Origin of the sequence: [Clostridium] colinum, assembly GCF_940677205.1 — a bacterium.
Lineage (GTDB): Bacteria > Bacillota > Clostridia > Lachnospirales > CAG-274 > Tyzzerella > Tyzzerella colina.
Map to the genome: position 1 here is coordinate 1,484,404 of NZ_OW712331.1, position 14,198 is coordinate 1,498,601.

Genomic DNA, 14,198 nt, shown 5'->3' on the forward strand with positions numbered 1-14,198 from the left:
CCTACCTTTGTATTTTATATTTTAAATATGTACACATAAAATATATATTAAAAATAAAGGTAGGTTATTACTATTTTATAAAATATTATCTAGGTAAATATATTAAACATATTAAAAGTAAAATTGATAATACATATAATATTTTACTAACTTTTTTGCCTTTGCCTAAAAATAAATGTATTGCAACATATGATATAACCCCAAAAGCTATACCAACCAATATACTATTAGTAAGTGGCATTAAAATCATAGTTAAAAAGGCTGGTACTGCCTCATCTATGTTTTCAAAATCTATAAATTTTATTATATTTATCATTAAAACACCTGCAATTATAAGTGTAGTAGCTGTTGCCGCCGAAGGAACTAAAGCAACAAGAGGAGATAAAAATGTTGATAATAAAAATAATATCCCTGTTACTACTGCCGTTAGACCTGTTCTACCACCTTCTATAATACCTGCAGTACTTTCTACATATGTAGACACAGTAACACTTCCTATACTAGCTCCAGCACATGTTGTTATAGAATCTATCTCTAATATTTGCGGTATTCGTTTATTAGTAAACCCTTCTTTGCTTATCTCTGCAAAATTATCTGCAACAATAAGCATAGCCATTGTTTCAAATATATCCATTATACATATAGAGAAAAGCACTACTAATATTGCCATCGTTGTTTCAAAAATAAGACCTGGATTGTCAAATTCTATAAGCCCTCTAAAATCTAACTGAAAAAATACTGCATCTAAATTTATAGGGTTAGAAAAATCTAAATTTTTTAAGCTAATAAGACCTAATGGAAATGCTAATATTATACAAGCTATCTTACCTATAAATATAGACCCATATATATGTTTTTTATGTAATATAGTTATTAAAATTACACCAGCTAAAGCTAATATAGCCGTTTTTGTATCTTTACTTGTTATGTTTGCAAAATCAAATAAATTAGTATTTAAAGCACTTTGTTCTACTATATGTGCTTTTAAAAGCCCCTGATACGCTATAAACAACCCTATCCCACAAGTAACTGCATATTTTATATTTTTAGGTATAGCTTTATGTATCTTTTTTTCCATACCAAATATAGCTAAAATAAAAAATATTATACCCGATATAAAAACAATAGCTAAAGCTTGGTTATATGTATATCCAAAACTTATACATACTGTGTATGTTATAAATGTTCCGACTGCTAAGCTAGGACCTTGTACAAAAGGTAAGTTGGTTAAATACCCCATAATTATTGAACTTAATCCCGAACATATAAAGGAAGCCGCAGTTAAAGATATTAACATTTCATTTAATGTTATTCCATTTTCTAATGCACACCCGCCTATTATAGTTCCATCTTCTAATATTATTCCAGTAAATATATTCATTAAAATCTCTGGAACAAGCATAACTAAATATATAAGTGTAAAATAATTTGTAACTCCTGCTAAAATTTCTGTCCTTAAACTAGAGTTGTGCTCTATAATGTCAAACTTTTTATATAAAAACTTCTTTATATAATCTATCATTAAATGTTTATATCTCCTTACTTTTTATTAAATTTTTTATAAATATATCTACTATCTCATCATACTGTAACAGTGGTTTTAAATCTAGTATAATATTTATATTATTTTGTAATAATACGTTTTTTATATTATATGCTATGTCTTTTTCTATATGCTTTCCATTAAAAAGTAGAAATGGCTTTACATATAAATTATTTATGTTTTTTTCTTTTATTATTTTAATAGTTGTTTCTATGTAAGGTTCATTTTCTAAATTGGAAAAAAATATATTTTTCTCTTTAAACATACTAAACAATTTTTTATATTTATAATTACTTTTATCATCTGTGCCGTGGCATATATAAAGTACATTTTGTTTATTAATTCCATTAATATAACTATATATATCAATAAAATTTTCTTCATAATATAACAAAGGCTTTGATATTTTTATTGATTTAATTTTTCCTTTATAATTATTTATATATGTTAAAGCCTTTTCGTATTCTATCCCATCTATTGTAAAAATAGGTAAACATATTATTTTTTCATAATTATTGATATATATATTATTTAAAATTTCATCTATACCATATCCATATTTCTTTATAAAAAAATTGCTTGTAAAACATATGTATATGCTATATCCATAAAAATTTTTTATTATTTTTTTCTTAAGTTTTTCTAATTGTAAATCTATATTTTTACTTCCAAAACAAATTAATATGACTGCTTTTTTCATATAATCACCTACTAGGTAATTAGTTTATCATTTTTTTTGCTTTTTTTCAATATTTAATGTTTTTTTTATATATTTTGTACTATTTATAAGCAATATGTTTAAATGTTTTTAGTATATATTAAAATTTTTATGAATAAGTATGTTAAAGGTTACAAATACTAAATTTTTTAAGCTACTGAAGGGAGAAATTTTTAAATGCAAACAGATTTAAGAGAAAACAACGTAGTAACACTTATAGGAAAAATAGTATCAGATTATACATTTTCTCACGAAATGTACGGAGAAGCTTTTTATACCTTTAAGTTAGAAACATCTAGATTAAGTGAAACAACAGATATTTTACCTATAACAATATCTGAAAGACTTATAGATAAAAATCTTTTTAAAATAGGTGCTTTAATAGAAATAAATGGACAAATACGTTCTTATAATAGTATTATAGATAATAAAAATCATCTTGTTTTAACAGTTTTTACTAAGGAAATAAACTTTAATTTAGATTTTAATAAAAATCCAAATCAAGTATCATTAAATGGATATGTTTGTAAACAACCTGTATATAGAAAAACACCTTTTGGAAGAGAAATAGCAGATGTGCTATTGGCTGTAAATCGCTCTTATAACAAATCTGATTACATACCTTGTATTATATGGGGAAGAAACGCAAAATTTGCTAACAACCTAGAAGTTGGAAATAACATAAAAATTTACGGACGTATGCAAAGTAGAAACTATCAAAAAAAGCTAGAAGATGGCAGTGTTTTAGAAAAAACGGCATATGAAATAAGTGTATCTAAGCTAGGAGTTTTAGATAGTAATAATACTAATAATGATTATTAATAAGTATAAAACTAAAATAAATCTTTAATTTGAAAGGTGTAGACAAAGTCTACACCCTTTTATTTATTTACTAAAAACTATAACTTCAAAAGCTCTTATTTTTCCCTCTTCTATATTATTATAATTTTTAAATAATACTAAATCTTTATTTTTTGCCTCTATATTTAAATCTTCATCTGTAAAATTTGCAAATAATATAAATTTTTCTTTTTCCATAGTTAATATTTTTCCATCTGTTTTAAAAATAGCTTTTTTATCTATTTTTTCATAGTTTTCTTTTCTATATTTAATTATACTTTTATAATAATTAAATATACTATCTACACTATTAATATCATTTAAAACATTTATTTCTTTATAGTTTTTATTAACCTCAAGCCACGGCTTACCAGTAGAAAAACCTGCATTTGTTGTACTATCCCATTGCATAGGTGTTCTTGCATTGTCTCTAGATACAAGTTTTATTATATCCATTATTTTATCTTCAGGCATTTCTTTTTCTTTAAGCTCGTTATATTTATTTATAGTTTCTACATCTACATATTTATCAATAGTATCAAAATATGCATTTGTCATACCTATTTCTTCACCTTGATAAATATATAAATTTCCTTTTAAAAGTCCAAATAAGCTTATTAATAGCTTAGCACTTTCTTTTCTATATTTGTTGTCATTAAGCCACAAAGAAATCATTCTTGGTAAGTCATGGTTGTTCATAACAATAGCTTCTATGCCTTTATATTCATTTTCCCATTTGTCAAGGCTTTCACATAGTTTATATAAATCTATTTTAGATTGGTTCCATTTATCACCGTTTATGTGTGTCAAACATTGATGAGTAAAATGAAAAGCTTGTGTTAAACCTTCTTTGTTACACATTTTATAACTTTCTTCTATGCTAGAACACCAGCATTCACCTACTGTTAAAAGTTTATCTTTAAATGTATTATAATTAAGCTCTTTTAAATATTCATAAAATTTTGGACCTTTACTTATTATTAACTTTTCTGGTTCTTTACCTATCAAATCTATTACATCTAGCCTAAATCCTTTTACACCTTTATCTATCCAATAATTTATCATTTTATAAAGTTCTTTTCTTACCTCTTCATTTTCCCAGTTTAAATCTGGTTGAGTTTTATCAAATAACCTTAAATAATATTTACCTACACTTTCATTATAACTCCACGCACTACCACCAAACATAGACTTTATCTCATTAGGTTTATCTCTCCAAATATAATAGTTATAATATTTATTATTTTTTTCTAAAGCTTTTTTAAACCAAATATGTTCGCTAGATGTATGGTTTAAGACTAAATCCATCATTATTTTTATATCTCTTTTTGAAGCCTCTTTTATAAGATTTTCATAGTCTTTGTTTGTTCCAAAAATTTCATCTATTTGCATATAGTCGGATATATCATATCCATTATCATTTTGTGGAGATTTACAACAAGGGCTTAACCATATATAGTCTACCCCTAAATCTTTTAAATAATCGAGTTTTTCTATTATCCCATTTATATCTCCATAGCCATTTCCTGTTGTGTCTTTAAAGCTTTTAGGATAAATTTGATATATTACTTTATTTTCTAAATCTCTCATAAAATCACCTTACTTATTATCTAATTCTTCATATATTTTTAATATTTCTGATACACTCCACGCTTGAGCAAAACATCCTCTACTTTCATTAGGTATAAGCCCATCATATATTTCTGCTATCTGTCCTACACAGCCTTCTCTTAATGCATCTTCAAAAAATGATAACTGATTTTTAACTATAACTTTTGCCTCATCACTATAATCATTTACTTTCAAATATGCTCTAAAATACGAACCTAAAGGAAATGTCCATACCGTGCCTTGATGATAAGACATATCTCTTTTATAATGTTTTCCACCATATTCTGCTACAAATTGACTATCTTCTAAAGAAAGACTTCTAAGACCATAAGGTGTATACAATTTATCAAATACTTTATTTACAACTAATTTAGCTTTTTCTTTATCTATTGGAGAAAATTCACAAGATATAGCCCAAATTTGATTACACCTTATTTGATAGTCGTATTCATTACCAGACACTACATCTTTTAAACATTTTTCTTTTTCATTCCAAAATTTTTCATTAAAAGACTTTTTAACTTTTTTAGATAAATTTTCATATTTTTTAGTATCTTTGTTTAATAATTTTCCAAATTCATTAACTATTTTTAATGAGCTATACCAGTATGCATTTATCTCTACTGGTTTTCCGTGGCGTGGCGTTGGTAGCTCTTCTTCAAACCTAACGTCCATCCACGTTAGTTGATTAAGTCCACTTCCCGCTTTTATTAGATAATCTGTATCCATTTTTATATCATAATCTGTACCTTTTATATAATTTTCTAAAATAGAAACTATTGGGTCATACACTTCATTTATAAAATCTAAATCTTTTGTAGCTTTATAATAACTATACACACTTTGGATAAATAATAAAGAAGCATCTACCGTATTATATAATGGTTTATTTTCACCTTCTGGAAAAAGATTAGGCATAATACCATTTTTTAAGTATTTTATAAATGTTCTAAAAATATTTTTTGCATCATCATATCTTTTAGTAGCTATACAACAACCTTCTATTGCATACATTGTATCTCTGCCCCAATCTGCAAAAAATGGATAACCTGCTATTATAGTTAAGCTATTTGTAGATTCTCTTTTACATATAAATTGGTCTGTTGATCTAACTAAAACTTTACCTATTTCACTTTTTATTCCTGCTTTTTCTATTAAATCTTTTTGCCTTTTTATTTCATTTTCAAAAATTATTTCTGTATCTTTTTGTTCATTTTCTAAACTAAATTGTAAATATGCTTTATTTTTGTCAATAAAATTATATGTATATTTTATACCTTTTGCAATTCTTCCTACGGCTTCCCTTCCGTCTTTAGCATCATATGGGTAATATATATCATTTTCATATTGTATATTTTGAAAAATTTCTACGTCCCAATTGTTACATATAACATTCATATCTATATTGTTAGCACTAATTTTATTTTTTGTTATTTTAAACATTTGGTTATAGTCCATTATATTTCCTTTTATACAAAATTGTAGTGTTGGTACAACCTCTATACTAACATTTTTATTAAGGTGATTTATAATTTCATATTTTACACCTAAAGTATTTTCTACATAAACTAATACTATTTCCTTTATTATCTCTACACCATCTACTATATAATGCCATTTTGGTAAATATTCTTGGCTAAAATTAACTAAATATTTTTCTCCGTCTTTATCTTTTGTATATTGCACATATTGTTGTGAAGTTAATTCATACTTTTTATTATTTATAATAACTACTTCTTCTAATTTACTAATAAGAACATATCTAATATTAGGTGCTGTTGTTGCTACAACAAATACTCCATTATCATTTCTTATAATAGAATTAATAATAGATAATGTGCTATATCCACCTAAACCATTTGTAAGTAAATAACAATTTTCTTGTGCTATTTCTTTATTTTTAAAATTATTTTTGCCATAGCTAAATTTTATCATTATTTTCTACCCTTTCTATTAAAATTCCATTAGGCTTTAATATATTACCATCTAATAAATTAGAAAAAATTTCATTTCTATATAATACATTAATATTGCTATCACTAGCATTTATTGTAACTATAATACTACCACTTTCATCTTTTTTACAATATTTTATAACTCTAGGATTTTTACTATCATTAAAAAACTCTATATTATTATTTCTAAAAGCTTTTATACTTTTTCTAAGGTTTATTAATTTTTTTATTTTTTCTATTTGTAAATTATAAACACCATTTTCTATTTTATCCCACGGCATACAAGCTCTACAATCTGGGTCGTGTGCTCCTTCTAATGCTATTTCAGTACCATAAAATATACAAGGGCTACCAACTAAAGTAAACAATATAGTTAATTGTTGTAAAAAAATGTTTTCATCTTTCGTTCTATGTATTAATCTATCTGTATCGTGAGAATCTAAAAGGTTAAATAAAACATTATTAGTTTGTTCCATATATGTTTCATAACATTTATTTACTTTATGTATAAAATCTATATTTGTCATTTGTTTATTGTTCCAAAAAGATGTTATAGCACTTTGTAAAGGATAGTTCATTACAGAATCAAACTCATCTCCTCTAAGCCAATCTATTGCATCATGCCATATTTCTCCTAATATGTATATTTCTGGCTTTATATTTTTTAATCTTCTTCTAATCTCTTTACACAAATAATGGGATATTTCATTAGCAACATCTAATCTCCAACCGTCTATATCAAACTCTTTAACCCAATATTCGCAAATATCTAAAATATAGTTTACAACTTCAATATTATTAGTATTTAGTTTTGGCATATTTGAGGTAAATGCAAAAGAATAAAAACTTTTATCTTCTGTGCCTTTTTTTGTTTCATCTATTGGCCATTTATTAACCATAAACCAATTATAATATTTAGATTTAGGTCCATTTTTTAATACATCTTGCCATAGTGGAAAATTTTTACCACAATGGTTAAAAACACCGTCTAACATTATTTTTATTCCTTTGCTATGAGCCTTTTTAACAAGTTCTCTAAATGTATCTTTATCTCCAAAGGCTTCATCTATTTCATAATAATCTATTGTATCATATTTATGAACAGATTCTGCCTTAAATATAGGCGTAAGATATATACCGTTTATTCCTAAGTCTTCCAAATAATCTAATTTTTCTATTATTCCTCTTAAATCTCCACCATATATATCTTCATTTTTAGGTTTTTCACTTCCCCATTGTTTTGTATTAATAGGATTTATGCTTTCATCACCATTACAAAATCTATCTGGAAAAATTTGATACCATATAGTATCATTTACCCATTTTGGTGTGTTTTTTACATCAATAGGATTTAACCACGGTTTAATAAAACATTGTCCATTACTTAATTCATTATCATAAAAAAATCCGTCTTCATAAAAGTAAACTTTTTCATTTTTAGAAAATATCTCAAAATAATATTTAAGCCTTTTATATTCTGGTTTTAATTTTATCTTCCAAAGTATGTGATAATCTAACTCTATTTTTTCTGTTATTTCTAATTTTTCTCCAGTCCATTTCTCATTTCCACCTAAAATACCTGCTGTAAATGGGTCTCCATATATAATATTAACTTTTTCTATATCATATCCTGTTTTTAAATTTATTTGTATAGTATCATTATCTAAAGGATAACAAAAACTATCTGATGTTCTATGTATTATTGCCCCAAAATTCATTAAATTCACCTCATATTTTTATATAAAAATAGTAGTTATAAACTAAAAGTTTAAAACCACTATAAAATTTTTAACCTTTTACTGCTCCAGAAATACCCTCTGCATAATATTTTTGTGTCATTAAAAATAATATAGCAATTGGTATTGATATTATTACACAACCTGCATAAAACTGTGTATAATATGTTTCTATAAATTCTCTTTCTAACATTGTCCATAGCCCAATAGCAATTGTATAATATTCTCTATCTGTCCCTAAAATAACTTTAGCAAATATATAATCAACCCAAGGCGCCATAAAAGCTGTTAACAATGTATAAACTATTATTGGTTTTGACAATGGTATAGTTATATTTTTAAATACGTCCCATTTAGTAGCACCATCTATATAAGCTGCCTCGTCTACACTTATAGGTATTGTGTCAAAAAATCCTTTAGCTATGTAAAAACCTAACCCCGAACCTCCAGAATAAACCATAATAAGTGCTATTAACTTTAATTGTCCTGTTTCTAAAAATCCTAATCCTTTTAATATATAGTAAATAGCTATCATAGACATAAACCCTGGAAACATACCTAAAATTAACGCTATATTCATTAAAGCTTTTCTCATTTTAAACCTTAACCTAGACATAACATAAGAAACAAACAACACAAATAATGTTGATAATATACAACTTGCTATTGCAACAATAAGCGTATTAAAAAACCATCTTGGATAATCTATACCGCTTGAAGACTTTGTAAATAAATTTATATAATTATCTAATGTATATTCTTTAGGAAAAATATAACTTTTATAAGACCCTTTTTCTGCCCTAAATGAAGTTAATATTACAAAAAATATAGGTAAAATCCATATAAACCCTAATATTGCTAAAAATCCGTGTACTATTGTTTCTTTTAAAAATTTTTTTAATTTCATATTTTAGTCACCTCTTTTTATTGGAATGAACTTTCATTTTTATAAGCATTTGTTCTTCTATATGTAACTAATGAAAGTGTAGCCAATATTACAAATACCAAAATACCTATTACAGAGCCTAAATTGTAATCTTTTTGTGTAATAGTTAATTTATATAACCAAGTAACAAGTAAATCTGTTTTTCCTGCATAATAATATTCTAATGAATCTGGTCCACCACCTGATAATAAAAATATTACATTAAAATTATTAATATTACCAGCAAATGCTGTTATCAAATACGGTGTTGTAACAAATAACATATAAGGTAGAGTTATTTTTCTAAATATTGTAGAAGGTTTAGCTCCATCAACTTTAGCAGCTTCAAATAATTCTTGAGGTATGTTTTGTAAAATACCTGTTGTTGTAAGCATAGTAAATGGAACACCTATCCATATATTTACTAATATTATTGTTATTTTAGCTAATGTAGGGTCTGTAAAAAATGGTATAGCTTCTGTTTGTGCTATTATCCCTAAATGTCTTAATAATACATTCATTGGTCCATTTGTATTAAAAACTGTTTTCATTGTAAGAAGCGTAACAAATGAAGGCACTGCAACAGATAAAGAAAATATAAATCTCCAAAAACTTTTAAATTTTGTTTGTTTTCTATTTATTAATATAGCAAGCAACATACCTAAAATATAACAAGAAAAAGTAGCAACTATTGCCCAAGTTATAGTCCAAGCTAAAACTGGAAAAAATGTTTTTGAAAGTTCTCCACCTAAAGTAAACATACTTTTAAAATTTTCAAGCCCAACCCAAGTAAATAAATTTCCTGGTGGTTGATGTTTATGGTCATAATTTGTAAAAGCTATACAAATCATAAATACTATTGGTATTATTGTAAATAATATAACGCCTAAAACAGGTAAAGATAATAACATTATATGTAATCGTTCTTCTTTTAAGCTTTTTAAATCATCTAAAAATTTAGGTATACCTTTACCCATTTCTTTTCTTAATTGTACATTATAAGCACTTTTTATAGACTTAATTAAAATACATATAAACCCTAACGTTATAAATATTGTTATTATGCCATATAGCAAAAATAACATAGAATTATCTCCAGATACATACTCATATATTTGTTTTGCTTCATTAAAAACTTCTTGTTGAGTTTTAGTTCCTAATGTTTTTAAATTTATAATAGATGTAAAGCCAAAAGATACCATATATATTATATATAAAACTTCTAATATTAAATATATTAATCCTTTAATTATTTGTCCATTACGTATATTACCAAATCCAAATATTATCATAGAAAGTTTAGTATTTATATTAGATTTTTTTAAAGCCTCTTTTAAAGATATATCATTATACATATTGATACTCCTTTCTAAATTTTATATATTTATATACAAATGGGACATTTAATAAAAGAAATGTCCCACCAACATATTAATATATAGTTTATTTTACTTCCATAGCTTTAACAAAAGTATCCATTTTTTCTTGCACATTATCTTTTGTTAATGTTTTACCTCTTATCTCTGTTGCAATAGCTCCTGCATTTACCCAATATCTTTTACTAAATTCTATTGATGTAGGTTGTATAACAGATGCAGCCTCAGACTCTTGTATAAGTACGTTAGAAACGATATCATTTTTAACCTCCTCTATTTCAGATGCTTTTAAGTTTGTAGGTGCTTGAGCTGTCTCTTTAAATCTTTGTATTTGCATTTCTTCACTACCTAAATATTTAGCAAATTCTACTGCAACCTCTGGATTTTTAGTTTTAGAATTAACACCTATTAATTTTGAGCTATAAAAACTTTTTAATTGATAATCATTTCCATCTGGATTAAATGTAGGTAATATTGCAACACCTAAATCATCTCCCAATGCTTCTTTATAAACATTATAGTTCCAAGCTCCATCAAACCAAGCACCTAGTCTATGTGTCTCTATAAGCTCTGTTACAGATATATCGTCTGCATAAGCAACTTTAGGATTATTTAATAAATCTATTATATAATTTGTAACTGCTATACCTGTTGGTGTGTTCCAATCACACCCTTTTTCAAATTCTGTACCATTTTCTCCGTATATAGAAAGCCCTGCTCCATAATACCAAGCACCAAGTTTCCAACCTCCTGCATTGTCAAAACAGAAATTATACACATTTTCTGGTGTTGAAACTGCTAATATATCTTCAACAGATTTTATATTTTCTTCAGATAATAAGCTTTTGTCATAATACATAAAAAATGTATTGTGTGTAAAAGGTATTGCATAAAGATGGTCTTCATAAGTTGCTGTGTCTACAACTTGTGGCGACATATCTGCTTTAACCATTTCTTCAACAGAGCCTCCTAGCTTTGCAATAGCTCCTGCATTAACTAAGTCTGGTAGCTGGTCGCTTGCAAAGAAAAATACATCTCCAGCCATTTCTACATCTTTTAATATTTCATCTTTTGCAACATCTTCTCCTACTATTTCAACAGTATAATTTATTTTCCATTCTGGATGTAAATCTTGAAAAGACTTTGTCATAGAATCCATAGTGCCACTAGAAACTTGATTTTCTGCCGTCCATATTTTTAAATCAACTTGTTTTATATCACCTTGTGAAGAAGTTTCACTAGATTTATCACCACCACAACCTGTTAATGTTGTAAGTGCTACTGCTACTGTAAGTAATGTAGATAATATTTTCTTTTTCATATACATCCCTCCATTTTTTCGTAAATTTTCGATATATGAGTAATTATACACTAACAAAATATATTTTGTCTATATATTTTATTAAATTTTTAAATTTTAGGCAATTTATATATTTTTTTAATATAAATTTTGTTTATTTTTTTATTATTTTTATATTATTTTTTCAGCTAAAATGCATATATTTTTATTAGCTATATTCAACTTATTTTTAATAATACTACAATTTTGATTATTAAATAAAATTTCCCAGTTACTATCTTTTAAAATAACTTCTTTATTATTTTCCCTATTATATACAATACATAATTTATCATATTCTTGTTTACAATTTTCTGTTTTAGTTAAATAAAATATTATTGTATTATCATCTTCTTCAAATTCTATTTTATCTACATAATTATTATCTGCATTACATAAAACAGGTAAAGTTTTTCTTAATTTTATAAGCTCTTTATAATAGTTTACTAAATCCTCAAATTTTTTTGTTCTTTCCCAATCTAAAGCATTTATTTTAGTTGAAGATTTATAGCTATTTTCATCACCTTCTTTTGTTCTTGCAAACTCTTCTCCTGCTTGAAAAAACGGTATACCACAAGTTGTAAACACTATACCTATTGCCAATTTATTTTGTCTAACTAATTCTTCATCATATAGTTTAAAATTTGGTTCTTTATTATTAGTTATAACTAATTTATCCCAAAGAGTTAAATTATCGTGTGCAGAAATATAATTTATAAACTGTTTGGGTAAATTAGCAGTAAAATTTTCTATTTTTTCATTATTCCATACTTTATAAAAATAATTTTTAAGATTAAAAAATGAATCTTTATCTCCATTTACATATCCACAATTTTTTTCTACAAAAACATCACCTTTTATTAAATCTCTGATAATATCACAAAATGCACTTATATTATTATCCAATAAATTTATATTTTCTTTATTAGCTGCTTTATATGCTTCTTTTATTGCAAGCTCTCCAGCTGACCAAGGCTCCCCATAAATCAAAATTTTGCCTTTACCAAATTCATTATCCAAGGCTTTTCTTATTTCATTCATAGTTTGTGTATCGTGTATTCCCATTAAGTCAAACCTAAACCCGTCTATATGATATTCTTTAGCCCAATATAAAATAGAATCTATCATATACTTTCTATACATAATATTATCACTTGCTGTTTCATTTCCACAATCAGACCCGTTGGAACACTCACCTTTTTCATTTATTCTGTAATAATAATAAGGAACTGTTTTATTAAAATTACTATCTAAACTATATGTATGGTTGTATACAACGTCCATAATTACGCCTATACCTTCACTATGTAGTGCTTTTATCATTTCTTTTGTTTCTTTTATTCTAACTTTTCCATCATATGGATTTGTAGAATAACTACCTTCAGGTACATTATAATTTATTGGGTCATAACCCCAATTAAAACAATCTTCTTTACTTGTTTCATCAATAGACCCAAAATCATAAAAAGGTAATAAATGTACATATGTTACACCTAAACTTTTTATATAATCTATTCCTGTTGGATAATTTTTATCTCCATATAAATTTGTTCCCTTTTGTGTAAAAGCTAAATATTTACCTCTATATTTTTCATCTATACAAGAATTCTCATTATAAGAAAAGTCTTTAATATGTAATTCATAAATAACTCTTTCTTCTATTGGTATGTTAGGCCTTTTATCATTTTCCCAACCTTTAGGGTTAGTATCTTCTAAATCTATAATCATACTTCTTATGCCATTAACACCACAAGCTTTAGCATTTATATCATTTGTTTCATTTGTTTCTCCATTAGCCGTTATAGTGTATGTATAATATAAATCTTTTAAATCTTCATTTATAGTTATGCTCCACACACCTTTTTCTTTTTGGCTCATATTGTAGCTATTAATCTTTTTATCTTCTTTTTCCTCTTTACTACCTTTAGTATATAAATTTAATATTATATTTTGTGCAGTAGGTGCCCATATTTTAAATATAGTTTTTTCACCACTGTATTGATATCCTAAATCATTTTCTAAATATGTATACTGCTCTTCAAACTCTTTAGATGTAAAAATTTCTTTCCATTCTAGTGAAGATTTTTTTTCGTTTATTTTCATATTAATCACCTTTTATTATACATATAAATATTCAATTTTTTAAAAGAGAGTA

10 protein-coding genes are annotated in these 14,198 nt (G+C 25.6%); 1 reads left to right on the plus strand and 9 read right to left on the minus strand.

Annotated elements, in window-relative coordinates; genetic code table 11:
• Positions 1-85 precede the first annotated feature (85 nt).
• On the minus strand, positions 86-1,522 hold the full coding sequence (locus NBW53_RS07345) for an NCS2 family permease (protein WP_250277624.1): 1,437 nt from the start codon (positions 1,520-1,522) through the stop codon (positions 86-88).
• A 7-nt stretch (positions 1,523-1,529) separates the two neighbouring features.
• Positions 1,530-2,243, minus strand: coding sequence for a sirohydrochlorin cobaltochelatase (locus tag NBW53_RS07350; RefSeq protein ID WP_250277625.1), 714 nt, complete (start codon positions 2,241-2,243; stop codon positions 1,530-1,532).
• Between the two features lie 195 nt (positions 2,244-2,438).
• Here NBW53_RS07350 and NBW53_RS07355 point away from each other — a divergent pair, with 195 nt between their 5' ends.
• A complete protein-coding gene (locus NBW53_RS07355) occupies positions 2,439-3,083 on the plus strand; it encodes a single-stranded DNA-binding protein (RefSeq protein WP_250277626.1) in 645 nt (214 codons plus the stop codon).
• A gap of 63 nt (positions 3,084-3,146) precedes the next feature.
• Here the strand turns inward: NBW53_RS07355 and NBW53_RS07360 are convergent, their stop codons facing one another.
• The 7 genes from NBW53_RS07360 to pulA form a co-directional block, all read right to left on the minus strand.
• Complete coding sequence (locus tag NBW53_RS07360; protein ID WP_250277627.1) at positions 3,147-4,691, minus strand: alpha-glucosidase; 1,545 nt, start codon at positions 4,689-4,691, stop codon at positions 3,147-3,149.
• Between the two features lie 9 nt (positions 4,692-4,700).
• Complete coding sequence (locus NBW53_RS07365; RefSeq protein WP_250277628.1) at positions 4,701-6,647, minus strand: amylo-alpha-1,6-glucosidase; 1,947 nt, start codon at positions 6,645-6,647, stop codon at positions 4,701-4,703.
• Entirely contained in the window at positions 6,634-8,385 is a 1,752-nt protein-coding gene (locus NBW53_RS07370) for a glycoside hydrolase family 13 protein (RefSeq protein WP_250277629.1), read from the minus strand. Before NBW53_RS07370 ends, NBW53_RS07365 begins: the two co-directional genes overlap by 14 nt.
• 70 nt (positions 8,386-8,455) lie before the next feature.
• The gene (locus NBW53_RS07375; RefSeq protein WP_250277630.1) at positions 8,456-9,310 is read right to left on the minus strand and encodes a sugar ABC transporter permease; all 855 of its coding nucleotides are present in this window, start codon (positions 9,308-9,310) and stop codon (positions 8,456-8,458) included.
• Between the two features lie 17 nt (positions 9,311-9,327).
• A complete protein-coding gene (locus tag NBW53_RS07380) occupies positions 9,328-10,683 on the minus strand; it encodes a carbohydrate ABC transporter permease (RefSeq protein WP_250277631.1) in 1,356 nt (451 codons plus the stop codon).
• A gap of 88 nt (positions 10,684-10,771) precedes the next feature.
• A complete protein-coding gene (locus NBW53_RS07385) occupies positions 10,772-12,025 on the minus strand; it encodes an extracellular solute-binding protein (protein WP_250277632.1) in 1,254 nt (417 codons plus the stop codon).
• A 150-nt stretch (positions 12,026-12,175) separates the two neighbouring features.
• Positions 12,176-14,146 carry a type I pullulanase gene (gene pulA / locus NBW53_RS07390; RefSeq protein WP_250277633.1) on the minus strand — a complete coding sequence of 657 codons (1,971 nt, stop codon included), beginning with the start codon at positions 14,144-14,146 and terminating at the stop codon, positions 12,176-12,178.
• Positions 14,147-14,198 lie beyond the last annotated feature (52 nt).

What these genes read in the sequence shown, in the direction of transcription:
- NBW53_RS07360 (WP_250277627.1), bottom strand. Translation starts at nt 4,691, where the DNA reads ATGAGAGATTTAGAAAATAAAGTAATATATCAAATTTATCCTAAAAGC.
- NBW53_RS07380 (WP_250277631.1), bottom strand. Translation starts at nt 10,683, where the DNA reads ATGTATAATGATATATCTTTAAAAGAGGCTTTAAAAAAATCTAATATA.
- NBW53_RS07365 (WP_250277628.1), bottom strand. Translation starts at nt 6,647, where the DNA reads ATGATAAAATTTAGCTATGGCAAAAATAATTTTAAAAATAAAGAAATA.
- NBW53_RS07350 (WP_250277625.1), bottom strand. Translation starts at nt 2,243, where the DNA reads ATGAAAAAAGCAGTCATATTAATTTGTTTTGGAAGTAAAAATATAGAT.
- NBW53_RS07345 (WP_250277624.1), bottom strand. Translation starts at nt 1,522, where the DNA reads ATGATAGATTATATAAAGAAGTTTTTATATAAAAAGTTTGACATTATA.
- NBW53_RS07375 (WP_250277630.1), bottom strand. Translation starts at nt 9,310, where the DNA reads ATGAAATTAAAAAAATTTTTAAAAGAAACAATAGTACACGGATTTTTA.
- NBW53_RS07355 (WP_250277626.1), top strand. Translation starts at nt 2,439, where the DNA reads ATGCAAACAGATTTAAGAGAAAACAACGTAGTAACACTTATAGGAAAA.
- NBW53_RS07370 (WP_250277629.1), bottom strand. Translation starts at nt 8,385, where the DNA reads ATGAATTTTGGGGCAATAATACATAGAACATCAGATAGTTTTTGTTAT.
- NBW53_RS07385 (WP_250277632.1), bottom strand. Translation starts at nt 12,025, where the DNA reads ATGAAAAAGAAAATATTATCTACATTACTTACAGTAGCAGTAGCACTT.
- pulA (WP_250277633.1), bottom strand. Translation starts at nt 14,146, where the DNA reads ATGAAAATAAACGAAAAAAAATCTTCACTAGAATGGAAAGAAATTTTT.